24 protein-coding genes are annotated in these 23,193 nt (G+C 71.2%); 2 read left to right on the plus strand and 22 right to left on the minus strand.

Annotated features, from left to right (window positions below; all coding sequences use genetic code 11):
• Positions 1-18: 18 nt before the first annotated feature.
• The 17 genes from OO68_RS34155 to OO68_RS34235 form a co-directional block, all read right to left on the minus strand.
• Positions 19-576 carry a TetR/AcrR family transcriptional regulator gene (locus tag OO68_RS34155; RefSeq protein WP_033313138.1) on the minus strand — a complete coding sequence of 186 codons (558 nt, stop codon included), beginning with the start codon at positions 574-576 and terminating at the stop codon, positions 19-21.
• A 93-nt stretch (positions 577-669) separates the two neighbouring features.
• On the minus strand, positions 670-1,512 hold the full coding sequence (gene whiG / locus OO68_RS34160) for an RNA polymerase sigma factor WhiG (RefSeq protein ID WP_033313139.1): 843 nt from the start codon (positions 1,510-1,512) through the stop codon (positions 670-672).
• 271 nt (positions 1,513-1,783) lie between these two features.
• Positions 1,784-2,944 carry a DNA-processing protein DprA gene (gene dprA / locus OO68_RS34165; protein ID WP_033313140.1) on the minus strand — a complete coding sequence of 387 codons (1,161 nt, stop codon included), beginning with the start codon at positions 2,942-2,944 and terminating at the stop codon, positions 1,784-1,786.
• Positions 2,941-4,566 carry a YifB family Mg chelatase-like AAA ATPase gene (locus OO68_RS34170; RefSeq protein ID WP_033313142.1) on the minus strand — a complete coding sequence of 542 codons (1,626 nt, stop codon included), beginning with the start codon at positions 4,564-4,566 and terminating at the stop codon, positions 2,941-2,943. Before OO68_RS34170 ends, dprA begins: the two co-directional genes overlap by 4 nt.
• Entirely contained in the window at positions 4,567-4,938 is a 372-nt protein-coding gene (locus OO68_RS34175) for a YraN family protein (RefSeq protein WP_033313144.1), read from the minus strand. It abuts the gene before it with no gap.
• An 88-nt stretch (positions 4,939-5,026) separates the two neighbouring features.
• Positions 5,027-5,335, minus strand: coding sequence for a DUF2469 domain-containing protein (locus OO68_RS34180; protein WP_003993268.1), 309 nt, complete (start codon positions 5,333-5,335; stop codon positions 5,027-5,029).
• Between the two features lie 56 nt (positions 5,336-5,391).
• Positions 5,392-5,916, minus strand: coding sequence for an NUDIX hydrolase (locus tag OO68_RS34185; RefSeq protein ID WP_033313146.1), 525 nt, complete (start codon positions 5,914-5,916; stop codon positions 5,392-5,394).
• The gene (gene lepB, locus OO68_RS34190; RefSeq protein ID WP_033313147.1) at positions 5,906-6,685 is read right to left on the minus strand and encodes a signal peptidase I; all 780 of its coding nucleotides are present in this window, start codon (positions 6,683-6,685) and stop codon (positions 5,906-5,908) included. The genes OO68_RS34185 and lepB (OO68_RS34190) overlap by 11 nt, the downstream gene beginning before the upstream one ends.
• A gap of 51 nt (positions 6,686-6,736) precedes the next feature.
• Positions 6,737-7,699: a signal peptidase I gene (lepB, locus tag OO68_RS34195; RefSeq protein WP_033313148.1), complete on the minus strand. Its 963-nt coding sequence runs from the start codon at positions 7,697-7,699 to the stop codon at positions 6,737-6,739.
• A complete protein-coding gene (gene lepB / locus OO68_RS34200) occupies positions 7,587-8,678 on the minus strand; it encodes a signal peptidase I (RefSeq protein ID WP_033313149.1) in 1,092 nt (363 codons plus the stop codon). Before lepB (OO68_RS34200) ends, lepB (OO68_RS34195) begins: the two co-directional genes overlap by 113 nt.
• The gene (gene lepB, locus OO68_RS34205; RefSeq protein ID WP_033313150.1) at positions 8,671-9,396 is read right to left on the minus strand and encodes a signal peptidase I; all 726 of its coding nucleotides are present in this window, start codon (positions 9,394-9,396) and stop codon (positions 8,671-8,673) included. Before lepB (OO68_RS34205) ends, lepB (OO68_RS34200) begins: the two co-directional genes overlap by 8 nt.
• Before the next feature lie 45 nt (positions 9,397-9,441).
• Positions 9,442-9,792 (minus strand): 50S ribosomal protein L19, encoded by a 351-nt coding sequence (gene rplS / locus OO68_RS34210; protein ID WP_003993262.1) that lies wholly within the window; start codon positions 9,790-9,792, stop codon positions 9,442-9,444.
• Positions 9,793-9,926: 134 nt separating this feature from the next.
• The gene (trmD, locus tag OO68_RS34215; RefSeq protein WP_033313152.1) at positions 9,927-10,760 is read right to left on the minus strand and encodes a tRNA (guanosine(37)-N1)-methyltransferase TrmD; all 834 of its coding nucleotides are present in this window, start codon (positions 10,758-10,760) and stop codon (positions 9,927-9,929) included.
• Positions 10,760-11,302 (minus strand): ribosome maturation factor RimM, encoded by a 543-nt coding sequence (gene rimM, locus OO68_RS34220; protein WP_033313154.1) that lies wholly within the window; start codon positions 11,300-11,302, stop codon positions 10,760-10,762. Before rimM ends, trmD begins: the two co-directional genes overlap by 1 nt.
• An 84-nt stretch (positions 11,303-11,386) precedes the next feature.
• A complete protein-coding gene (locus tag OO68_RS34225; RefSeq protein ID WP_003973401.1) occupies positions 11,387-11,626 on the minus strand; it encodes an RNA-binding protein in 240 nt (79 codons plus the stop codon).
• Positions 11,627-11,628: 2 nt separating this feature from the next.
• Positions 11,629-12,048, minus strand: coding sequence for a 30S ribosomal protein S16 (gene rpsP, locus OO68_RS34230; RefSeq protein ID WP_033313156.1), 420 nt, complete (start codon positions 12,046-12,048; stop codon positions 11,629-11,631).
• A gap of 293 nt (positions 12,049-12,341) precedes the next feature.
• Positions 12,342-12,944, minus strand: a complete 603-nt coding sequence (locus OO68_RS34235; protein WP_031107038.1) for a hypothetical protein — start codon at positions 12,942-12,944, stop codon at positions 12,342-12,344.
• A gap of 562 nt (positions 12,945-13,506) precedes the next feature.
• Here OO68_RS34235 and OO68_RS34240 point away from each other — a divergent pair.
• Together OO68_RS34240 and OO68_RS34245 are read left to right on the plus strand one after the other, a co-directional pair.
• A complete protein-coding gene (locus tag OO68_RS34240; RefSeq protein WP_033313157.1) occupies positions 13,507-14,361 on the plus strand; it encodes a methyltransferase domain-containing protein in 855 nt (284 codons plus the stop codon).
• Between the two features lie 136 nt (positions 14,362-14,497).
• Entirely contained in the window at positions 14,498-15,100 is a 603-nt protein-coding gene (locus tag OO68_RS34245; RefSeq protein ID WP_033313158.1) for a hypothetical protein, read from the plus strand.
• A gap of 79 nt (positions 15,101-15,179) precedes the next feature.
• On the opposite strand, the gene ffh is transcribed toward OO68_RS34245, so the two are convergent.
• The 5 genes from ffh to nsdA form a co-directional block, all read right to left on the minus strand.
• Entirely contained in the window at positions 15,180-16,730 is a 1,551-nt protein-coding gene (gene ffh, locus OO68_RS34250) for a signal recognition particle protein (protein ID WP_033313159.1), read from the minus strand.
• Positions 16,731-16,811: 81 nt separating this feature from the next.
• On the minus strand, positions 16,812-19,259 hold the full coding sequence (locus OO68_RS34255) for a [protein-PII] uridylyltransferase (protein ID WP_033313160.1): 2,448 nt from the start codon (positions 19,257-19,259) through the stop codon (positions 16,812-16,814).
• Between the two features lie 34 nt (positions 19,260-19,293).
• Positions 19,294-19,632, minus strand: coding sequence for a P-II family nitrogen regulator (locus OO68_RS34260; RefSeq protein ID WP_033313162.1), 339 nt, complete (start codon positions 19,630-19,632; stop codon positions 19,294-19,296).
• Complete coding sequence (locus OO68_RS34265; RefSeq protein ID WP_033313163.1) at positions 19,629-20,969, minus strand: ammonium transporter; 1,341 nt, start codon at positions 20,967-20,969, stop codon at positions 19,629-19,631. The genes OO68_RS34260 and OO68_RS34265 overlap by 4 nt, the downstream gene beginning before the upstream one ends.
• 338 nt (positions 20,970-21,307) lie before the next feature.
• Positions 21,308-22,804 carry a transcriptional repressor NsdA gene (nsdA, locus tag OO68_RS34270; protein WP_033313164.1) on the minus strand — a complete coding sequence of 499 codons (1,497 nt, stop codon included), beginning with the start codon at positions 22,802-22,804 and terminating at the stop codon, positions 21,308-21,310.
• Positions 22,805-23,193: the final 389 nt, after the last annotated feature.

Genomic DNA, 23,193 nt, shown 5'->3' on the forward strand with positions numbered 1-23,193 from the left:
GCCCCGGCCCCGGCGCCGTCAGCCCCGCACACCCCGCAGCGCCATGGAGACCGCCGCTTCGACGATGGCGGCCGGCTCCTCCGCCGCCCCCAGCTCGATCCTCCGCACGGCCGCGTCCACGACCCCCTGCAACAGCATCGCCGCCAGCCGGGGCTGGGCGTGCCCCAGCTCGCCCAGTGCCTCGACGATCATGGCGACCAGCCCGCCGTGCGCCGCCCGGATCTTCTCGCGCGCCCCCGCGTCGAGCTCACTGGCGGAGATCGCGACCACGGCCCGGTGCCGCCGGTCCCCGACCAGCTCCAGCTGCCGGCGCACGTACGCCTCGACCTTGGCCTCGGCCGTCTCCGCCCGCTCCATCGCCGCCGACACGTCCGCCGCCCAGACCGGGAAGTCGACCTCGCACAGCTCCTCGACCACGGCCGCCCGCGACCGGAAGTACTCGTAGACGGACGATCGCGCGAGGCCCGTCCGCTCGGCGAGGGCCGGGAAGGTCAGCGCCTCCGTACCGCCCTCGGACAACAAGGAGCGAGCCGCGTCCAGCAGGGCGGCTCGCTGCATCGACCGGTGCTCGGCCACGGAGGCCGCTCGAATCCTTGGCACGTCAACACTCTACGGACGCGTCCCGCCGTACGGGAGTGGCTGTTGCCGACCCGAGGGCATCCGGCCTGGTCAGCGGCCAAAGCTCGCCAGCTTCGCTCTCAGTTGCAGCACCGATTTGGTGTGGATCTGGCTGACCCTGCTCTCGGTCACACCCAGCACGTTCCCGATCTCGGCCAGGGTGAGGCCCTCGTAGTAGTACAGCGTGACCACGGTCTTCTCCCGGTCGGGCAGCGTGTTGATCGCCCTGGCCAGGAACCTCCTCAGCTCCCGGTCCTCGGCGACCTCGACGGGGTTGTCGGCGGCGGTGTCCTCCAGCGTGTCCATCACGCTGAGCCCGTCGCCGCCCTCACCGCCCCCGTGCAGCAGCTCCTCCAGGGCCACCACGTTGGCCAGCGACAACTGGCTGAACACCGCGTGGAGTTCCTCGACGGCGATGCCCATCTCAGAGGCGACCTCGCCCTCGCTCGGGGTCCGCCGCAGCCGCGCCTCCAGCGTCGCGTACGCCCGCTCCACGTTGCGCGCCTTCTGGCGCACCGAGCGGGGAATCCAGTCCAGCGCCCGGAGTTCGTCGATCATCGCGCCGCGGATCCGGGTGATCGCGTACGTTTCGAACTTGATCTCGCGGTCGATGTCGAACTTCTCGATCGCGTCGATCAGTCCGAACACCCCGGACGAGACGAAGTCCGCCTGCTCGACGTTGGACGGCAGGCCCACGCTGACCCGTCCCGCGACGTACTTCACGAGGGGCGAGTAGTGCAGGATCAGCTGCTCCCGCAGCCGCTCGTCCCCCGTCGCCTTGTACGACCGCCACAGCTCGTCGAGCGTCGAGGGAGCGGGCGGCCGCACGCTGCCACCGTCGCGGACGGCTGGGGGGATCGCCGCCCGGTCGGACCCGGAGGTGTGCTGGGGCATTCGTCGCCTTGTGCCGTTCTGCTGCGGAGTGGTGCTGCTGAGGTGAGCTGTCTGTCTGATGTCGCGTTGCCTGTCCGTGTCGGGATCCTCGTGAGCGTAGCGTGACTGCGGCGTCGCGGTGTGCGAAGGAAGGGGACCGAGGCGGACGCGGAAACGTTCCCGAGGACGTCCCGCGAGGCCTCGCGACGGCCCGGTGTGATCACCCGAAGGCCTCAACTGGGCGCATTCCCAAGGGGTGTAGGGGTTCCCCCGGACGGCCGAACAGGCACGGTCAACCCGGCCCGCGACCGCCGCGGACCGACATCACCGCCTGGCGTGTCAACTTCCAGCCGTCGCCGTGTCGTTCGACGTAACCGAGTGCTCGGAGTTCGTACAGTCTCGCGATCGCGTCGTCCTGGGCGGTCTGGGCGGAGCGGGCGATCTCGTCCGGCCGGGCCGTCCCGCGCCCGGGCAGTGCGGCGAGCACCTGCCGGGTGGCCGGTTCCAGCAGGTCCCGGGGCAGGACGGGGCCGCGCCGGTCGGGGGCCAGCTCTCCGATGTCACCGACCATTTCGACGACGTCCGCGACATCGGTGACCAGGGCGGCCTCTCCGCGCAGCAGATCGTGCACTCCGGCGGAGAGCCCGCTGGTGGCGGGGCCCGGCACGCCCATCGTGTGCCGGCCGAGGCGTTGTGCCGCCCGCGCGGTGACCAGGGAGCCGCTGCGGTGGGCGGCCTCGACGACGACCGTGCCGCGGGTGAGCGCGGCGATCACTCTGTTGCGCAGGATGAACCGGCTCGGTGTCGGGTGATCGCCGGGCGGCAACTCGCCGATCACCAGTCCCTGTTCGGCGATCCTGCTGATCAGCCGGGTGTGGCCGCGCGGGTAGGGCCGGTCGACGCCGCAGGCGAGGACGGCGACGGTGGCGCCGCCGGCTCCGAGCGCTCCGCGGTGTGCGGCGCCGTCGACTCCGTAGGCGCCGCCGGACACCACGACCCAGCCCTGCTCGGCGAGGCCGGCGGCGAGGGTCGCGGCCATGTGGGCCCCGTACTCGGTGCAGGCCCGGGCGCCGACGACGGCGACCGACCTGAGCGCCCACATCCGCAGACTGGGCCGCCCGCGCACCCACAGCCCCAGGGGCCGGGCATCCCCGAGATCGTCGAGCTGCCCCGGCCACTCCGCGTCCCCCGGGGACACGAACCGCACTCCGGCGTCCCGGGCGGCCTCCAGGTCCCGGCGCGGCCGGGCTGCCTGCGCCCTGGCCACGAGCCCGGACCACCGCGTCCCGCTCGCGCCCGGCAGAGGGGCCCCGCCCTCCCCGAGCCGTCGCGCCACTTCCGCGACGCCGAGCTCCCGCACCCACCGCCCGCCGGTCTCGTCGCCGGGCTCGATGGCACGGGTGAGCAGGACCCGGGCGAGCAGTTCGCCGTTCGGTTCGTCGTCGACGCTCATGTCAGCGCCCCGATGGCCATGGGGACGCCTCGCGGGACTCCGGTGCGCAACTGGAGCGCGAGGGCGACGTCCGTGGCGTCGGGCCGGTCGTGGCCGACCAGGTCGGCGACGGTCCAGGCGACCCGCAGGACACGATCGAGGCCTCGGGCGGTCAGGACGCCGCGCTCCAGGTTCCGCTCGGCTTCGTCCATCGCGCCGGGCACGGCGTACCAGCGGCTGCGCAGCTCACGGCCGGGCACCTCGCTGTTCGTGCACCAGGGGGTGCCGGCGAGGCGGTCCGAGGCCCGTTCGCGGGCCGCCCTCACCCGGTCGGCGACCGTCGCGGTCGACTCGCCCCTGGCGCCGGAGGCGGTCAGCTGGGTGCGGGTGACGCGGTCCACCTCGACACGCAGGTCGACCCGGTCCAGCAGCGGGCCGGAGAGCCTGGCCTGGTAGCGGCGGACGGCCGAGGGGGGACATTCACACAGGTCGTCGCGCTGTGAGAACCGGCCGCACGGGCAGGGGTTGGCCGCGAGCACCATGAGGAACTTCGCCGGGAAGCGCACGACTCCCGCACTGCGCGCGATCACGACGTGCCCCGCCTCCAGGGGCTGCCGCAGCGCGTCCAGGGCCTGGCTGCTGAATTCCGGCGTCTCGTCCAAGAACAGCACCCCGCGATGGGACAGGGACACCGCGCCGGGCCGCCCGATGCCCGGGCCGCCGCCGACGAGTGCCTGCATGGTGGCCGAGTGGTGCGGGGCGCAGTAGGGCGCGATGTCGATCAGCGGCTTGCCCGGCGGCAGCAGGCCCGCCACCGAGTGGACCGCGGTGACCTCCAGCGACTCCTGCCGGCCGAGCCGGGGCAGGATGGCCGGCAGCCGCTCGGCGAGCATCGTCTTGCCGGCGCCGGGCGGCCCTTCGAGGAAGAGGTGGTGCCCGCCGGCCGCGGCCACCTCCACCGCCGTGCGCGCCGAGGTCTGTCCGACGACGTCCGCCAGGTCATGGCCGTGGTCGTGCTGGGCCGCGCCGACGCTGTGCATGCCCGTGGCCGCGCCGGTCCCCGGAATGCGCAGCCCGGCGAGCAGGGGGTCCGGGCGGCCCTGCTCGTCCGGTTCCTCGTCGGGCACCGGTTCGTCGGCCAGGACGGCGATCAGCTGCCGCAGGCTGCGGACGCCCAGCACCGACACGCCGGGAACGAGGGACGCCTCGGCGGCGGCGCACTCCGGCACCACCACCTGCTCGTACCCCGCACCGGCCGCGGCCAGGACCGCAGGCAGCACCCCCCGCACCGGTCGCACCCGGCCGTCCAGCCCGAGTTCGCCGATCATCACGATGTCGGCGAGGACGCGCGGGTCGATACGTTCCGCCGCACCGAGGACCGCCGCCGCGACGGCCAGGTCGAAGCCGCTGCCGGACTTCGGCACCGAGGCCGGGCTCAGGCCGACGGTGAGCTTCTTCTGCGGCCAGGCCGCGCCCGAGTTGACGACCGCGGCGCGGACCCGGTCCCGGCTCTCCGTGAGGCTCTTGTCGGGAAGCCCCACCAGCGTGAACGCCGCGACGCCGGGTTCCAGGTCGGCCTGGACCTCGACGACCACGCCCTCGACGCCCACCAGCGCCACCGAACACGTGCGGGCGAATGCCATTCAGGCCACCCCCCGCGCATGCTCGACCACGGCGGCGCCACGGGCCGGCAGCAGGACCCCGACCACGTCGATGCGGACTCCGCCGGGCGGTGCGCCTCCGTGTGTCTGGATCCACCGCTCGGCCAGGTCCCGCAGCCGCTCCGCCTTCTGCGGGGTCACGGCCGCCATCGGATGCTCGAAGGGGCCCTCCCGGCGGGTCTTCACCTCGCAGACGACCAGGACGTCCCCGTCCCTGGCCACGATGTCGATCTCGCCGGTGCGGCCGGAGCGCCAGTTGCGCTCCAGGACCGTCAGACCGGCCTCGGCCAGCCGCCGCGCGGCCAGACCCTCCCCGTACTTGCCCATGGCACTGCGTGCCAGATGTGCGGTCATGTCGGCACCACCTCCGGTGCCAACGATCGCGCCGCCACGTCCAAGAAGTTGATCTTGGTGGGTTACTCAGCGGTTGTGGACAACCCCGTCACCCGCTCGGCAGCTCCAGGTCACTCTTGTTCAGCTCCTCGATGTTCACGTCCTTGAACGTGAGGACGCGCACCTGCTTCACGAAGCGGGCCGGCCGGTACATGTCCCACACCCAGGCATCCGCCATGGACACCTCGAAGAACACCTCACCCTGGACCGAGTGCACCTGCATCTCGTAGTCATTGGTCAGGTAGAAGCGCCGCTCGGTCTCGATCACGTATTTGAACAGACCGACGACATCGCGGTACTCCCGGTAGAGCTTCAGCTCCATCTCGGTCTCGTACTTCTCGAGGTCCTCGGCGCTCATGGCATGTTCCCCTTCAGCCGTGCGATCCCCCCATTGTGCGCCAGTCCCGTGAGCCCCTAGACGATTTCCGGGTCAAGGATCACAGGCCTGGCCGGGGGACCTTCGTCGAGCAGCGTGCGCAGCAGCCCAGCGAGTCTGGTCGGATACACCGTCTCATGTGCCCGGCTCAGTTCCGGACACGTCCACCAGCGCGCTCCGGCGACACTGCGCCGTTCCAGCTCGGTCAGTCCGGTGGCGGCCACCGCCGTGCGGTCCGTGCGGGCCAGGTAGTACCACTCGTCCTGGTCCCAGCGGCGTCCGGCGAACGGGAAGGAGCACCTCCGCCGCCACAGCACCGGGCCGAGCTCGACCTCGGTGATGCCCGTCTCCTCGGCGAGTTCCCGCAGGGCGGCCTGTTCACGGGTCTCGTCGCCTTCCACACCGCCGCCGGGGGTGAACCACCAGTCGTCGGCCGGATCGTCCGGCTCGTGCCCGTGCAGCAGCAGGATGCGGTCCTGCGGGTCGAGCAGCACGACCCGGGCCACCTTGCGCAACCCGCCCTCGTAGGTGTCCCGGCCCGTCCCCACGGCCTCAGCGGGCACCTGCGGGCTCCGCACTCCCCCGACGGGCGCGGGCGGCTCCGCTGCGCTTGGCGATGGGCCCGTAGGCGCCTCCGCCCAGGACGAGCACGGCGCCGGCGATCACCAGGAAGGTGATCGTCCGCAGCGGACCGGGCGAGGAGAGGGTGCTGAGCGCCTCGAAGCCGGTGGGGCGCTCCAGCATGCCCTTCATGGGCCAGACGACGGCGTCGACGCGCGCGTCCACGGCGGAACGCGCCACCGTGCCGCTGGCGGCGTCGGTCAGGTGGGCCGTGGAGTCCACGGAATTGCCGCGCTCGTCGCCGAGCAGGAAGAGGCGGCCCTTGGGGACGGTCACGGTCGGGAAGTTGCTCATCTCGGCCGGAGTGCCCTTGGGCAGGTACGTTTCGTCGATCTCGTTGCCGTTGACCTTCAGCCTGCCGTCCTGGCAGCAGGAGACCGTGTCGCCGCCGACGGCGACCACGCGCTTGACCATGGGGGCGTTGGCCCAGGTCGCGTCCTTGAAGACCACGACGTCACCGCGCCGCACCTCGCCGCCGTCGACGCGCTGGGCCAGGATCCGGTCGCCGGCGTCGATCGTCGGTGTCATCGAACTGGTGGGGACGGTGTACGGCCGGTAGACCACCGCTCCCCAGGCGAACCCGCCCAGGAACAGCACGAGGCCCAGTGCGACGGCCAGCCCGGACAGTCGCTGTCCGGTCTGGCTGCCCACCGGGCCCGTCCCTGAGCCGCCGCTGCGCGGGGCCGTGTGCGTCATGCTCTCGCCACCCATGGGTCCGCACCCTACCCGGGGGTACCGGCCGGGGTCAGCCCATGGCCGGGATCACTGCTTGCGGCGACGCCAGAGCACCACCGGCACCACGCCGAGGAGCGCGATCCCCTGCGGTGCGACCGGCAGGCCCGCCGCGTTCGGCTGGGCGTTCAGACCGGACTGGTCGAAGGTGTCCGGCACCGGCAGGGTGTCCCAGCGGGTGATCGGCCAGGCGACGACGACGGCGCGTCCGACGACGTCCTTCACCGGGACCATGCCGTGGTGCTTGTCGGCCTGCTGGTAGCGGGAGTCCCGCGAATTCTGCCGGTGGTCGCCCATGACCCAGATGAAGCCCTTGGGGACTTTCACCTTGAACTGGCCGCCCTGGTCGTCGACGCTGCACGGCGTGTTGCCCGCGTAGACGTACGACCGCTCGTCCAGCGCCTTGCCGTTGACCGTGAGCGGGCCGGTGCCCTTGCACTCGATGGTGTCGCCGCCGACGCCGATGACGCGCTTGATGAGGTCCTTCTCCTCCGCGGACGGCATGAGGCCGATCCAGCTGAGGAAGGTCTGCAGCGCGTTCGGGTCCGTGGTCGGCTCGCCCGCAAGCCACTTGTCCGGGTCGTGGAAGACGACGACCTCGCCGCGCTCGGGCTCGGAGCCGAACCAGGGGGTGAGTTTGTCGACCAGGACACGGTCGCCCTGCTGGAGGGTGTTCTGCATCGAGTCGGAGGGGATGGAGAACGCCTGCACCAGGAAGGTCTTGATCAGCAGCGCCAGAACCAGCGCGATACCGATCAGGATGGGCAGCTCCTTCCAGAAGGAGCGCGGCTTCTTCGGAGTCCGGGCCGGTCCGCCCGGCCCCTGGTCCTCGGCTGTCGTGTGTTCGCCCGTCACCCTGCCGTCCTCGGCTGCCCCGGAGTCACTCCCGGAGGTCACGGCGCTGTCCGCGGCCGGGACGGCGGATTCCGCGGGGCGTCCGCGGTGCTCCTCGCCGTCGTGTCCGGACCGTGCGCCAACCGCCACATCCCCCACGCCAACTCCTCACTGTCTGCCGCCGCCTGCCCCATACGCGGCGCAGGCCCACCACTCCCATAACGAGCGGGAGTTCCGCAGGGGTCGGGAGCTGGATCGTTCCGTTCGGATCGTAGGAGGCAACCCTATGCGACAGTTCGGGAGCGGCGGTCGACCCGGTGGCCGAGTCGGACACGGAGGCGTACGTATTCGGTTCCTCCAGCATGTTCCAGTGCCCGAAGGGCCAGGCGATGACCATGGCGCGGCCCACCACCTCGTCCTCGGAGACGGTGCCCCCGTAGTCGGTGTCCTGGTGGGCGCGGGAGTCCGCGGAGTTGTTGCGGTGGTCGCCCATCACCCACAGCCGTCCCTGGGGGACGGTGATGTCGAACGGCGTGTCGGACGGGGCGATACCGGGATACAGGTAGTCCTCGATCAGCGGGACCCCGTTGACGGTCACGCGCCCTTGCGTGTCGCAGCACTTGACGCGGTCGCCGCCGACGCCGACGACCCGCTTGATGAGGTCCTTCTCGTTCTCGGACGGCAGCAGGCCGATGAAGGTGAGCCCTTCCTTGACCTGTTTGATGACGACGGGGTCCGACTTCTTCGTGGCCGGCTGCTCGTCCTTGAGCCAGCCTCCGGGGTCCTTGAAGACGACGACGTCCCCACGCTGCGGCTTCGAGCCGAACCACGGGGTGAGCTTGTCGACCAGGACGCGGTCGCCGATCTGGATCGTCTGCTCCATGGAGCCGGACGGGATGACGAACGCCTGCACGAGGAACGTCTTCAGTACGAGCGCGATCAGGACGGCGACGCCCACAAGGAGCGGTATCTCCTTGACGGCACCGCGCCTGCGGCGCCGCTTGACCTTGCGCTGGAGCTTGCGCCGCTCGGCGCGCGTGCGGCCACTGGAGGCGCCGGCGGCGCGCCGGGCGCCGGTGGGCAGCAGGTTCTCCGCTGGGCTGGCGGGGACGCCGCGCGGTTTGCCGCGGTTACCCATGGGCGCCCGCCCTTCCGGCGGCGGGCACGCGCGCGTAGGCGTCGGGGCGGTGCAGCCGGGTGGCATGGCCGAAGGGCCAGATGATCCCGTCGGCGCGTCCGACGACGTCGCCGACGGGGATCATGCCGCCGCCCGGCGAGCCGAGGTGGTCGCGCGAGTCGCTGGAGTCGCTGCGGTGGTCGCCGAGGACGAAGAGGGTGCCGCCGGGCACGACGACGTCGAAGGGCACCGTGGACGGGCTGTCGCCGGGATACAGGAAGCCCGACTCGTCGACCGGCCGGCCGTTCACCTGGATCCTCCCCTCCCTGTCGCAGCAGACCACGCGGTCTCCCCCGACACCGACAACGCGCTTGATGTAGTCCGCGTGCCCGAAGTACCCGGTCCCGTCGAACACGACGATGTCTCCCCGCTGCGGCACGGCACCGAAACGGTACGCCAACTTATTTACGAGAACCCGGTCCCCGATCCTCAATCCCTGCTCCATGGATCCGCTGGGGATCTGGAACGGGCGCAGCACGAAGGTACTGAGCAGCAGCAGGAACAGCAGGCAGACGAGCAGGGTGAGGGTGATCCGGCCGCCCGGAACCCAGGCGCCGATACGCGACACCAACGCGAAACGCGACCGGTCCTCCGACCCTGCGGCCTCCGAGGTCGTTCCCTCGGATGCGGAAGGGCGGGAGGAGCGGTCGCGCTCCGTCGGCTGTGCTTCGGTGTCCATCGGAGCCAGATGTTATCCGGCCCCGGCGTGAACCCCGGAGAGCGCTCAGCTCTCGCGCTTCTCCTTGATCTTCGCGGCCTTGCCGCGCAGCTCGCGCAGGTAGTACAGCTTGGCGCGACGGACGTCACCCTTGGTGACAAGCTCGATCTTCTCCACGATCGGGGTGTGCACCGGGAAGGTGCGCTCGACGCCGACGGAGAAGGAGACCTTGCGGACCGTGAAGGTCTCGCGCACGCCGGAGCCCTGGCGGCGGATCACAACGCCCTTGAACTGCTGCACACGGGAGCGGTTGCCCTCGATGACGCGGACGTGGACGTTGACGGTGTCGCCCGGGCGGAAGGCGGGGACGTCGCTGCGCAGCGACGCGGAGTCGACGGTGTCGAGCAGGTGAGACATGAGTCTGCTTTCCTCGCTGATGCCACAGGTCATCAACGGAAACTAGGTGTTTCGGATCAGGGGTGTGCGGGTCGGGGCGGACGTCGTCTCCCCCTGTGGCAGGGGCGCACGCCGGACGGACGCACAACAGCTGGCTATTCTTCCACGCCGTCGGTCCTGCGCCAAAATCGGCCGTACGGCTCCCCCGCCGGGTCGGGTGCCCAGCCGAGGATGGAGAGCATCTCGCGGTCCTTCTTGTCGAAGGCCTTGGGGTCGCACCGCTCGATGAGGTCGGGCCGGTGAGCGGTCGTGCGCTTCAGGGCCTCGTCGCGGCGCCAGCGCGCGATCTTGCCGTGGTGGCCGCTGAGCAGCACGTCGGGGATGTCCCGGCCGCGCCACTCGGGCGGCTTGGTGTAGACGGGCCCTTCCAGCAGGCTCGCCATCGCGCCGGGCGCGAAGGAGTCGTCCCGGTGGGACTCGGCGTTGCCCAGGACCCCGGGCAGCAGCCGCGCCACGGCCTCCGTGACGACGAGGACGGCCGCCTCGCCGCCGGCCAGGACGTAGTCGCCGATGGACACCTCGTAGACCGGCATCCGGGTCGCGTACTCGTCGACGACGCGGCGGTCGATGCCCTCGTAGCGGGCCGGGGTGAAGATCAGCCAGGGGCGCTCGGAGAGGTGGACGGCGAGTTCCTGGGTGAAGGGCCGGCCGCTGGGCGTGGGCACGATGAGCGCGGGCGCCCGGGAGCCGGTCTCGTAGCCGTCGGCCAGCACGGAGTCCAGCGCGTCCCCCCACGGCCCGGTCTTCATGACCATGCCGGGGCCGCCGCCGTACGGGGTGTCGTCGACGGTGTTGTGGCGGTCGTAGGTCCAGGAACGCAGGTCGTGGACGTGCACGTCGAGCTGTCCACGCGCGCGTGCCTTGCCGACGAGGGAGACGTTCAGCGGTTCCAGGTACTCGGGGAAGATCGTGACGACGTCGAGGCGCATTACGACTCGTCCCGGCTGGAGGCGATCTCCGCGCGGTCGTCGATCAGTCCCGGGGGCGGGGTGATGACGGCCTTCTGCTCCTCGAGGTCGATCTCGGCGACGATCTCCTCGACGAAGGGGATCATCACCTCGCTGCCGTCGGGGCGCTCCACGATGAACAGGTCCTGGGTGGGCAGGTGCGAGATCTCCGTGATCCGGCCGACCTCGGTGCCGTCGGCGGTGACCACGTCGAGGTCGATGAGCTGGTGGTCGTAGTACTCGTCCTCGCCCTCGGGCAGTTCCTCCGGGTCGACCTCGGCGATCAGGAGGGTGTTGCGCAGGGCCTCGGCGCCGCTGCGGTCGCTGACGCCCTCGAAGCGCAGCAGGAGGCGGCCGCTGTGGACGCGGCCCGTCTCGATGGTGAGCGGTCCCGCGGAGGCGGGATCGGTGGTGAGTACGGCGCCGGGGCCGAGCCTCAGCTCCGGCTCGTCGGTCCGCACCTCGACGGTGACCTCACCCTTGATGCCATGGGCACGGCCGATCCGTGCGACTACCAGCTGCACGTGTCCAATCTCCTGTCATACGACTGCGGGCCGGGGACGGCCCTGTGGCCCTCCCCGGCCCGAGCCGGTGCTGCTGCGAAAGCGTCAGCGGACGTGGTCCACGTCGACGAGGTCGACGCGGACGCCGCGACCGCCGATGGCGCCCACGACGGTACGCAGCGCGCGTGCGGTACGGCCGTTGCGGCCGATCACCTTGCCGAGGTCGTCCGGGTGGACCCGGACCTCGAGCACACGGCCGCGGCGCAGGTTGCGCGAGGCGACCTGCACATCGTCAGGGTTGTCGACGATGCCCTTCACGAGGTGCTCGAGAGCCTCCTCGAGCATGCTCAGGCCTCGGTCGAAGCGGACTCAGCGGCGGCCTCGTCCTTCTTCTCAGCCTTCTTCTTCTGGGTGATGGCCTCACCCTTGCCCTCGTCCTCGCCGCCGATGGCCTCGAAGGAGGGGCGCGCGGCCTTCTCCGGCTGCGTCAGCAGCGGAGCCGGGGCGGGCTCGCCCTTGAACTTCTGCCAGTCGCCGGTCTTCTTGAGGATGGCCATCACGGGCTCGGTCGGCTGGGCGCCGACACCGAGCCAGTACGCCACACGCTCGGCGTCGACCTCGATCACCGACGGGTTGTACGTCGGGTGGTACTTGCCGATCTCCTCGATGGCCCGGCCGTCACGGCGGGTACGGGAGTCGGCGACGACGATGCGGTAGTGAGGCGAACGGATCTTGCCCAGACGCTTCAGCTTGATCTTGACTGCCACGGGAGTGGGTTCTCCTGGTTTTGACGTGGTTGGGCACGGCGGAAATGCCGCGTGGGGTTGCGGTACCCGAGTGCCCGATGGACGCGTCAGCCGGAGGCGAGAGGGTTCCTGTGCGGCTGTCGAGTACAGCTAGCCATTGTGCCACACCCTGGAGGCCGCGCCGGGCCGGGGGCCTGCGCCGGTGTGCGGGCACACCGAGGGCGCACCCGGCGTGGAGGTGGGGCACGACGGGTGCGCGAGACGGCCCGAGCCCTGCGCCGACGACCGGCAGCCACGAGATGCCGGTGGGGGCGTCAGCTCGCTACCGCTCCGACGACGTCCGGGATCCGGAACGGCTTGCCGCAGCCGCCGCAGACGATCGGGGCCTGGGCGAGGACCGACGGGACGACCCGGACGTTGCGGCCGCAGTCGCAGACCGCCTTGACGCGGACGCCGCCGCCGGAGGAGCCGTGCCGGGCGGCCGGGCCCCGGAAGGTGCGGGAGGTGTCGGAGGAGGTCGCCGCGGTGTGGGCCTTCAGGGCACGCTGGAGCCGCTCCATCGTCGGGCGGTAGCGGCGTTTGGCCTCGGGGGTGAGCGTGACCAGGGAGAAGCCGCTGCTGGGATGCGGTTCCTCGGGGTGGTCCAGGCCCAGCTCCTCGGCGATCGCGAGGAATCTGCGGTTGTGGTAGCGGCCGGCACGGGAGGTGTCGCGGACGCCGCGCGAGGCGGCGATGCCATGGACTGCCTCATGGAGCAGTCGCTCGAAGGAGAGCTCGTGACCGCACGCGGACGACGACTCCCCGATCAGGGACTCTGGCGCGGCAAGGTCGGGCAGCTCGGGGTGGTACCGCTGAATGTCGGCCCACGCCTGTGCCAGCTCTGCGGCGAGAACAGGTGGTGTCTGTGTCGTGCTCACGTAATGACAACGAGCCGGGGTGCCTCAGTGTTCCGATTCCGGGCCATCCCAAATAATTTGCACGTACCCGTCAGTTGCCTCTGATGCGTCCCGACGAGGGCGGGTGCGCTGATCTGTGGAGAAGCCTCACAGCTCACCACAAGGTGGTGCGTAGCCCCGCGTACGCCCCGGCGCGTAGGCCAACCGCGCGCGCCGGGGTAGCAGAGGTCCGCGGACACGCAAGGGGCGTTTCGGCCGCGTGGAGTCCTGCTCAGTAAGCGCGTACGACGACCGCGACGTTACCGGGCGCGTCATCGGCGTCCGGCACCGACCCGTCCTCGGCGACCAGACACCGTACGGACACCGTGTGGGCGCCTCGGCCAGGGCGGGACGGTACGGGCTCAGGTTGCCGGAATGTGAAATCTCGCCATAGGCACATGACAACTCACAAGCCCTGCCGCATTCCACTGGACGACAGGTCGAGGGGGGAGTTTCCTGGCATACGGGGGTAGTGCGAGCGCACTGTCACGGGGGCCATGGAATCGGGCAAGAGGCAACTCTCGGCGGATTGGGGCGCTTACTTATGACACCTACGCTCGTGCGGCAGCACCTGCCTCACGCGGGGGCCGCACCCCGCGTGGACCTGCGTGCACGCGCGCGTGACTGGTCCGAGATCCAGGAGCGGATGCTCGTACCGCTCTACGAGGCCGTCTACGAGCGACTGGAAGTGGGTCCTGCCACGCGGCTGCTCGGCCTCGGCTGCGGTTCCGGACTCTCCCTGCTGATGGCCGCCGCCCGGGGAGCGGCGGTCACCGGTGTCGACGCTTCAACCGAAAGAATGGCCCTGGCGCGGGAGCGGCTGTCGCCCGGGACGCCGGGTGCGCGGACGGGCCCGGAGGCCCGGCTGGTCGACGGCACGCCCCGGGACACCGCGGTGCCGGGCGCTCCCGGGTACACCCTGGTGACCGCCTTCGAGCCGATCGGCTGCCTGGCGGGCGACTCGGAGGGGCTGGGCGGGCTGCTCGCGGAGGCGACGCCGCTCACCCGGCGCGGTGCGGCCGTGGTGCTGGCCGGCTGGGGTCCGCCGGAGCGCTGCGCCACGGCGGCCGTTATGCGGGTGGCCACGAAGCTGGCGGAGCCGCTGCGCACCTCGGGCAGCTGGCGTCCCGCCAGCCGTGACGACCTGGAGGACGTCGCCCAGCGGGCCGGACTCAGGCCGGACGGTTCGGGGCGGGTGGCGTGCCCCTTCGGCTACGCCGATGTGGACAGCGCGGTGCGCGGCCTGAAGTCGACGGGACTGTTCGACGCGGCGATGACGGCGACGGACCAGGTGCAGGTGGACAAGGAGCTGACCGAGGCCCTGCATCCGCACCGGCGCCAGGACGGCACGGTGTGGATGCCGAACGTGTTCCGGTACCTGATCGCCCGGACACCTTGACGAACGCGATTCCGATGCGGGTGTGAATGGTGTGAAGAAAGCACCATGGGGTGCTTTTGGTTTCACCAAGTGGATCATGAACGCCTAATGTGATCCACCGCTCGGGGGACCTACACATCTGCATACAGGAGTTGCTGTGCCGCACCACCAGACCGCGCTGCGCCTCGTCGCGCCCGTCGCCGTCCTCGCTCTGACGCTCACCGCCTGCGGGGGCGGCGACGACGCCGCCGACGCGAAGAGCACGGGCACCGCCCAGGCCAAGGCCTCGCCGTCGCCGGAGCCCGCCTCCGGCGGCGAGATGGGGACCGGCGAGAGCGCCACGGGCAAGGTCGCGGAGGACCCGGGCGAGGTCACCTACGAGGTCCTGGCGCAGAAGGTGCAGGTGGGCACCGAGGCCGAGGCGGCGAAGGCCGTCTCCGAGCCGGACAAGGTCAAGGGCAAGGCGCTGGCCGTGGCGTACGTGAAGTACACGCACAAGAGCGGGCCCGCCCTCACCGAGGGCTCCGACGTGCACGACGGCACGACGGTCTTCGCCGACGGACAGCGCGGCTCGGTCCTCATCGGCGCGTCCGAGGACGCCGCCGGCTGCGAGGACCCGTACGACGTCGAGAGCTGGAAGCAGGGCGAGAGCCATGTCTTCTGCGAGACGTACGTGGTCCCGGCGAACGCCAAGAGCGTCGAGGTCCACTGGTCCGAGGAGGACGGCGAGCCGTACGTCTGGAAGTTCCCGAACGGCTGACCGGCGAGCCGCCGGCACACCGCTGAGGGCGCCCCCCTGTGAACCAGGGGGGCGCCCTCAGTGCGGTTCGGTCGGGCCGTCAGCCCATGAACTTCTTGAACTCGTCGGGGAGTTCGAAGTCCTTGCCGCCCTGCTGCGGCAGCCCGAAGGCGCTGCCGCCCTCGGCCGCGGCGGCCCGGCGGGCGGCCTCCTCCTGCTCCTGCTGCTTGCGCTTCATCGGGTTGCCGGAGCGCTGCTTGCCCTTGGCCTGCTTCTGCTTCTTCTTCGTCCGGCCGGGGCCGCCGCCCATGCCGGGCATCCCCGGCATCCCGGGCATGCCGCCGCCCTGGGCCATCCGGGACATCATCTTGCGGGCCTCGAAGAACCGCTCGACCAGGTTCTTGACCGCGCTGACCTCGACACCGGAGCCCTTGGCGATACGGGCGCGGCGTGAGCCGTTGATGATCGTCGGCTCCTGGCGCTCGGCCGGGGTCATCGACTTGATGATGGCGGCCGTGCGGTCGACGTCCCGCTCGTCGAGGTTGTTAATCTGGTCCTTCATCTGGCCCATGCCCGGCAGCATGCCGAGCAGCTTGGAGATGGATCCCATCTTGCGGACCTGCTCCATCTGGGCCAGGAAGTCGTCCAGGGTGAAGTCCTGGCCCTTCTTGGACGCCAGCTTGGAGGCCATCTTCTCGGCCTCTTCCTGGCTGAACGTCTTCTCCGCCTGCTCGATCAGGGTGAGCAGGTCACCCATGTCGAGGATGCGGGAGGCCATCCGGTCAGGGTGGAAGGCGTCGAAGTCGTCGAGCTTCTCGCCGTTCGAGGCGAACATGATCGGCTTGCCGGTGATCTGCCGGATCGACAGGGCCGCACCACCGCGGGCGTCACCGTCGAGCTTGGAGAGCACCACGCCGTCGAAGCCGACGCCGTCGCGGAAGGCCTCGGCCGTGTTGACGGCGTCCTGGCCGATCATCGCGTCGACGACGAACAGGATCTCGTCCGGGGAGACGGCGTCGCGGATGTCCGCCGCCTGCTGCATCATCTCCTGGTCGATGCCGAGGCGGCCGGCGGTGTCCACGATCACGATGTCGTGGACCTTCGACTTGGCGTGCTCGACGGAGTCCTTGGCGACCTTGACCGGGTCACCGACGCCGTTGCCCGGCTCGGGGGCGTAGACCGCGACACCGGCGCGCTCGGCGACCACGCTGAGCTGGTTCACGGCGTTGGGGCGCTGGAGGTCACAGGCGACCAGCAGCGGCGAGTGGCCCTGCTCCTTGAGCCAGCGGCCGAGCTTGCCCGCGAGGGTGGTCTTACCGGCACCCTGCAGACCCGCCAGCATGATCACGGTGGGCGGCTGCTTGGCGAAGCGCAGACGCCGGGTCTCGCCACCGAGGATGGTGACCAGTTCCTCGTTGACGATCTTGAGGACCTGCTGGGCGGGGTTCAGCGCCTTGCTGACCTCGGCACCGAGAGCGCGCTCCTTGAGGTTCTTGATGAACGTCCGGACGACAGGAAGCGCCACGTCCGCTTCGAGGAGCGCGATCCGGATCTCGCGCGCCGTGGCGTCGATGTCCGCCTCGGAGAGCCGTCCCTTGCCGCGCAGGTTCTTGAAGGTCGCTGAGAGGCGATCGGAAAGAGTATCGAACACGGCGCTCGCGGTCCTCGGGGTCGGTGGCTACAGGGAATCGCCCTCCAGGGTATCCCGGCGCGACAAGTCGCCGGGTCGGCCTCACCCCCGCAGTGTCTCCTCCAGCTTCCGCGCCACCGAAGCCGCCTCGTCCCCGGGCAGGGGCGCACCCTCCGGGCCGGTCACGTAGAAGGCGTCGACGGCGTTGGCGCCCAGCGTCGAGACGTGCGCGCTGCGCACCCGTACGCTCGCGTCCTCCAGGGCGCGGCCGATGCGGAACAGCAGACCCGGCGCGTCCTGGGAGCGGACCTCGATCACCGTGGCCAGCCGGGAGGCCGCCGGGTGGACCGACACCCGGGCCGCGGGGGCGACCACGCCCCGGCGGCGCGGGTAGGCCGCGTCCCGTTCGGCGAGGCGGCCGGCGATGTCCAGGGAGCCGTCCAGGGCCCGGACCAGGTCCGAGCGCAGCCGGGCGGCCTGCGGCAGCGAGCCGTACTCGGCGGCGACCCGCCAGTCCAGCAGCAGGACGGACCCGTCGACGCCGTCCGGGAGGTGCAGGGAGCGCAGCTCGGCGGTGCGGACGGTCAGCCGGTGCATGGCGAGGACACCGGCCACCGCGGGCAGCACCCCGGGCTGGTCCGGGACGGCGATGAGCAGCTCCACGCCGAGCGGTTCGGGGTCGCCGGACGGCTCCTGCCCGGCGGGCGGCTCGGTCTGGGCCCGCAGGGCGAGCACGGGGCTGCCCGTGGCGGCCGCCTCCAGGGCGAGCCGCTCCTGCTCGGCGGTCGGCGCGGCCTCCTCCGGGTCGTCCGGGACGTCTCCGGCGAGCACCGCCGCGACCCGCTGGACCAGGTCGGCGACGAGCGAGCCGCGCCAGGACGACCAGGCGGCCGGGCCGGTAGCGAGCGCGTCGGCCTCGGTGAGCGCATGCAGGAGCTCCAGGGTGCCCTGGGAGCCGACGGCCTCGGCGACGGAGCGCACGGTGGCCGGATCCTCCAGGTCCCGCCGGGTGGCGGTGTCGATGAGCAGCAGGTGGTGCCGTACGAGGGTGGCGATGACGGCCACGTCGTGGCGGTCGAAGCCGATGCGGGCGGCCACGTCCTTGGCGATGATCTCGCCGGCCACGGAGTGGTCGCCGGGCCAGCCCTTGCCGATGTCGTGCAGCAGCGCGGCCACCAGCAGCAGGTCGGGGCGGCTGACCCGGCGGGTGAACTCGGAGGCGCGCACGGCGGTCTCGATCAGGTGCCGGTCGACGGTCCACAGGTGCACGGCGTTGCGCTGCGGGCGGCAGCGCACCCGCTCCCAGTCCGGCAGCAGCCGGGTGATCAGCCCCTCGGCCTCCAGCGCCTCCCACACCTCGATGGTGGGACGGCCGGAGCCGAGCAGGGTGACGAGCTGTTCGCGTGCCTCGGCGGGCCAGGGCGTGGGCACCGGGCGCACGGTGGACGCCAGGCGCCGTACGGCGTGCAGGGAGAGCGGGAGTCCGGCCTGCGCGGCTGCGGCGGCGGCGCGCAGCGGCAGCACGGGGTCGCGCTCGGGGCGCGCGGCGCGGGCGAGCACCACCTCGCCGTCCTGCTCCACCACGCCCTCGGCCAGCGGTGACCGCTCGGCGGTCGGTTTCCCGCCGCCCAGCATGGCGCGCAGCCGGGGCCGCACGGCGCGCGAGCGCAGGACGCGCCCCACCTCGCGCCAGGTGACATCACTGGCGTACGACACGAGCCGGGCCGCCTCGTACACCTGCCGCAGCAGGGTGTCCGCGTCGAGCAGGCCCAGCTCGGCTGCTACCTGGTCCTGCTCCTGGAGGGCGAGCCGGTCGGTGGCCCGCCCGGTGGCCAGGTGCAGGGCGTCGCGGACGTCAAGGAGCCGGCGCCGGGCGTCGGCGAGTCCCTCGCGCGGGGCGTCGGCGAGCCAGGAGGCGGCGACGGCCCGCAGGGCGGTGGCGTCCCGCAGCCCGCCCCGGGCCTCCTTCAGGTCGGGCTCCAGCAGGTACTGCAGCTCACCCTGGCGCTCGGCGCGCTCGGCGCACAGTTCCTGGAGTTCGGGGAGGCGTTTGGGGGCCTGGTTGCGCCAGTCGGCCAGGACGGCCGTGCGCAGCGAGGCCGTGAGGCCGAGGTCGCCGGCGATGTGCCGGGCGTCGAGCAGGCCGAGCTGCACCTTGAGGTCCTCGCCGGCGGTCTTGCGGGCCTCGGCGGGTGTGCGGACGGAGTGGTCGAGGTCCAGCCCCAGGTCCCACACGGGGTACCAGAGCCGGTCGGCGAGGGCGGCGACCGCCTTGCTGTCACTGCCGTCGTGCAGCAGGAGCAGGTCGAGGTCGCTGCGCGGGGAGAGCTCACCCCGCCCGTAGCCGCCGACGGCGACCAGCGAGGCCCCGCGCAGTCCCTCGGCGCCCGCCGCGAACAGGCCGGTCAGCCAGTCGTCGGTCAGTTCGGCCAGGGCCGCACGGCGCGGCGGCCCGGACCGCGTCTCCTCGGTGAGGAGACGCAGCCGGGCCGCCGCGTAGCCGCTGGGTCCCGAGTCCTCTGCTTCCTTCTGCACGTCCGTACCCGTCACCCGGCGACTCCTGTTCGTTTTTCTGCTCGGGCCTTCAGAGCGCGTCGGGACCGCGCTCGCCGGTCCTGACCCGTACGGCCGTGTCGACCGGGATGGACCAGACCTTGCCGTCACCGATCTTGCCGGTGCGGGCCGCCTTGACCACCACGTCGATCAGCTGCTCGGCGTCTTCGTCCTCGACCAGGACCTCGATGCGGATCTTGGGGACCAGGTCGACGGTGTACTCGGCACCGCGGTAGACCTCGGTGTGGCCCCTCTGACGACCGTAGCCGCTGGCCTCGGTGACCGTCAGGCCGTGTACTCCGAAGGCCTGCAGGGCCTCCTTGATCTCGTCGAGCCGGTGCGGCTTCACGACGGCGGTGATGAGCTTCATGCGTCCACCTTCTTGCTCGCGGCCGCGGCGACCGGGGCCGTGGCGGCGGTCTTGGCGGCGCCGCCACCGGCGCCGCTGAAGTCGTATGCGGTCTCGGCGTGCTCGGCCTGGTCGATGCCGGCGACCTCGTCGTCCTCGGTGACCCGCATGCCCATGGTCTTGTCGAGGATGAAGGCGAGGATCGCGGAGACGATCAGGGAGTAGGCGAGCACCGCGAAGACACCGGCGCACTGCTTCCAGAACTGGGTCAGGCCGCCGCCGTAGAAGAGGCCCTCGACGTCGGACTGGCCCTTGCCGCTGGCGAAGAAGCCGATCAGCAGGGAGCCGAGGACACCGCCGACCAGGTGGACGCCGACGACGTCCAGGGAGTCGTCGTAGCCGAACTTGTACTTCAGGCCGACGGCCATGGCGCACAGCACACCGGCGATCGCGCCGACGGCGATCGCGCCGAGCGGGGTGACCGCGCCACCGGCCGGGGTGATGGCGACCAGACCGGCGACCGCGCCGGAGGCGGCGCCCAGCGTGGTGAACGCGCCGTGGCGGATCTTCTCGTAGATGAGCCAGGCCAGCATGGCGGCGGCGGTGGCGACCTGCGTGTTGACGAACATCAGCGCGCCCACGCCGTCGTCGTTGCCGAGCCAGGAGCCGGCGTTGAAGCCGAACCAGCCGAACCACAGCAGACCGGCGCCGAGCATGACCAGCGGCAGGCTGTGCGGACGCATCGGGTCCTTCTTGAAGCCGACGCGCTTGCCGATGACGAGGATCACGCCGAGCGCTGCGGCACCCGCGTTGATGTGCACCGCCGTACCACCGGCGAAGTCGATGACGCCCAGTTCGAAGGCCCAGCCGCCGGTGCCCCAGACCCAGTGCGCGACCGGGAAGTAGACGACCGTGGCCCACAGGGCGATGAACAGCGCCCAGGCGCTGAACTTCACGCGGTCCGCGAGGGCGCCGCTGATCAGGGCGGGGGTGATGATCGCGAACATCAGCTGGAAGACCAGGAACACGAAGACCGGGATCGTGTAGCCGGGCCACAGCTCGGTGAGGCCGATGTTGCCGAGGCCGACCCAGTCGGAGTTCCAGCCGATGAGGCTGCCGGAGTCGGTGCCGAACGCCATGGAGAAGCCGTACAGCACCCACAGGATGGTGACGATCCCGAGGCTGATGAAACTCATCATCAGCATGTTCAGGGTGCTCTTGACGCGGACCATGCCTCCGTAGAAGAAGGCCAGACCCGGCGTCATGAGCATCACCAGGGCGGAACAGATGAGCATGAACCCTGTGTTCGCGGCAGAGAGCTTGGGCGCTTCTGCGGCAAGGGTGATGGCTGGTGCCATCGGCGTCTCCTCGTCATTGGTACGGCCCCGTGCGGGCGAAGCCTCGAGCGGAATGAGGGGTGGGCCGGTTATGCGCCACGAGATTGGCGCAGCGCGGTTTCGGTGGAAGCCCCTCGTTGTTTCGCGGCCGTGACGAAGGCGCGTTCTGTGTTACGCGTCGATGAACTGCCGGATTGCGGGCGAGCCGATCGTTATCGTGGCGCAACCTTCGGCTTTCGGACAGCCGTGGGGACACAGACCGGCCGCGGACGGCCTTCCGATGACCTGGCATGGGGGAGCCGAGTCGGGCAGTTCGGGAGGGCCGGCCGCGGCCGGGGTTCTGGGGGTCGTACGGCTTGTCAGACCGCCTCGGCGGTCTCGGGCAGTTCGGCGGCGAGCCGTTCGGTGAGGTCGACGACCTCACCCAGGTCGCCGAAATCGCGGGCGGCGGTGTCGACCGTCTTGCGGATGCGGGTGTTGACGCGCTCGGAGCGGACCTTCTTGGCGACCTGCATGGCCTCGGTGGCCAAGACCGTGCTCCGCTCGGGCTCGCGCCGCAGGAGGTGCACCGTGGCCATGCCGATGAGGTTCAGCGCGTACGACCGCTGGTGCTCGTCGTCCTCGGCGAAGAGCTGTACGGCCCGGTTCATCAGGGGCTCGGCCAGCGAGGCGTAGGTGGGGCTGCGGCCGGCGACGTAGGCCAGGTCGCGGTAGGAGTGGGAGTTCTCGCCGTAGAGCTCGGCCTCGGAGAAGAAGCGGATCCAGTCGGGGTCCGGCTCGTCCCACTCGTCGGCCTCGGCGAAGGTGTCCTCGGCCATCCGGACCGCCCGCTTGCACTTGCCGGGCTGCCCCATGTTGGCGTAGGCGCGGGCCTCCATCGCATACAGCATCGACTGGGTCCGCGGGCTCGCGCAGTCCCGGCTGCCGTACTGCGCGAGGTGGATCAGCTCCAGCGCGTCGTCGGGCCGGCCGAGGTGGATCATCTGACGGCTCATGCTGGACAGCACGTACGAGCCGAGGGGCCGGTCACCGGCCTCCTTGGCGGCGTGCAGCGCGAGGACGAAGTACTTCTGCGCGGTCGGCTGGAGCCCGATGTCGTACGACATCCAGCCGGCCAGCTCGGCGAGTTCGGCGGCGACCTTGAACAGCCGGCGGGTGGTCGACTCGGGCTGGGGCTCCTGGAGGAGGTCGGTCACCTCGTGCAGCTGGCCGACGACCGCCTTGCGGCGCAGGCCGCCGCCGCACTGGGCGTCCCACTGCCGGAACATCACCGTCGTGGATTCCAGGAGGTCCAGCTCGGGCCGGGAGAGCCGGCCGCGGGCACGGCCGGAGCCGCCCGCCGGCTCGGGCTCGGAGCGCGGGGCGGGCGGCGAGGGGACGAGCCAGCGCTGCATGGGCTCGATGAGGGCCGGGCCCGCGGACAGGACCAGCGAGCTCCCGAGGAAGCCGCGCCGCGCCAGCATCAGGTCGCTGCGCGAGAACTCGCTGAGCAGGGCCACCGTCTGCGGGCCCGTCCAGGGCAGGTCGACGCCGGTCGCGGAGGGTGACTGGCGGGCGGTGCGCAGCCCCAGGTCCTCGACGGAGACGACGACGCCGAAGCGCTCCGAGAACAGCTCCGACAGGATCCTGGGGATCGGCTCGCGGGGGTTCTCGCCGTCGAGCCAGCGGCGCACGCGGGAGGTGTCCGTGGAGATGTGGTTGGCGCCCAACTGCCGTGCCCTGCGGTTGACCTGGCGGGCGAGCTCGCCCTTGGACCAGCCGCTGCGCACGAACCAGGAGGTGAGCAGCTCGTTCGGGCGCTTGTCAGCGTGCGTCGCGCCCGCAGCGTTCGTTCCGCTTCCGCCGTTGCCGCTCACTGGAACGCCCCCATCCCTGAGACCACTTGCCGCCGAGTGCGCCAAGCCCTATCAGCATGCCGGTTCGTACGGCCGTCCGTCCGGCCCTTGTCACCCTTCGAACGGAATGACGACTTGCCTCCGGCATACCCACGAGCGCATGTGCCCCCAGGACTCGTGCACACAAAGTAATCCTACGATCACCCGTCCAGCCACGGCTCACACGGAAACGCCACCATTCGCCACCCCTTCGAATGAACTCACGTACGGCAACGCGCGATTGACTTGACACAGCATGAGCAGAAGCGGGTGCAGTGACGCACTCGGGGGCGCGCGTCGTCGGGCACGCAACCGGGGGCGCGTCCGGGCGCTGAATGAACCGACCGCCGCCGGGAAGGCGGAATACAGAG

The organism is Streptomyces iakyrus, assembly GCF_000717055.1.
Taxonomy (GTDB): domain Bacteria; phylum Actinomycetota; class Actinomycetes; order Streptomycetales; family Streptomycetaceae; genus Streptomyces; species Streptomyces iakyrus.

Excerpts from the sequence above, each read along its gene's own strand:
- OO68_RS34180 (WP_003993268.1), bottom strand. The coding sequence starts at position 5,335 with ATGAGCGCCGAGGACCTCGAGAAGTACGAGACCGAGATGGAGCTGAAG.
- dprA (WP_033313140.1), bottom strand. The coding sequence starts at position 2,944 with ATGAGCGTCGACGACGAACCGAACGGCGAACTGCTCGCCCGGGTCCTG.
- OO68_RS34170 (WP_033313142.1), bottom strand. The coding sequence starts at position 4,566 with ATGGCATTCGCCCGCACGTGTTCGGTGGCGCTGGTGGGCGTCGAGGGC.
- lepB (WP_033313149.1), bottom strand. The coding sequence starts at position 8,678 with ATGGGTAACCGCGGCAAACCGCGCGGCGTCCCCGCCAGCCCAGCGGAG.
- whiG (WP_033313139.1), bottom strand. The coding sequence starts at position 1,512 with ATGCCCCAGCACACCTCCGGGTCCGACCGGGCGGCGATCCCCCCAGCC.
- OO68_RS34265 (WP_033313163.1), bottom strand. The coding sequence starts at position 20,969 with ATGGCACCAGCCATCACCCTTGCCGCAGAAGCGCCCAAGCTCTCTGCC.
- lepB (WP_033313150.1), bottom strand. The coding sequence starts at position 9,396 with ATGGACACCGAAGCACAGCCGACGGAGCGCGACCGCTCCTCCCGCCCT.
- trmD (WP_033313152.1), bottom strand. The coding sequence starts at position 10,760 with ATGCGCCTCGACGTCGTCACGATCTTCCCCGAGTACCTGGAACCGCTG.
- OO68_RS34240 (WP_033313157.1), top strand. The coding sequence starts at position 13,507 with ATGACACCTACGCTCGTGCGGCAGCACCTGCCTCACGCGGGGGCCGCA.
- lepB (WP_033313147.1), bottom strand. The coding sequence starts at position 6,685 with ATGGGTGGCGAGAGCATGACGCACACGGCCCCGCGCAGCGGCGGCTCA.
- rplS (WP_003993262.1), bottom strand. The coding sequence starts at position 9,792 with ATGTCTCACCTGCTCGACACCGTCGACTCCGCGTCGCTGCGCAGCGAC.
- OO68_RS34175 (WP_033313144.1), bottom strand. The coding sequence starts at position 4,938 with ATGACCGCACATCTGGCACGCAGTGCCATGGGCAAGTACGGGGAGGGT.
- OO68_RS34260 (WP_033313162.1), bottom strand. The coding sequence starts at position 19,632 with ATGAAGCTCATCACCGCCGTCGTGAAGCCGCACCGGCTCGACGAGATC.
- OO68_RS34225 (WP_003973401.1), bottom strand. The coding sequence starts at position 11,626 with ATGCTCGAGGAGGCTCTCGAGCACCTCGTGAAGGGCATCGTCGACAAC.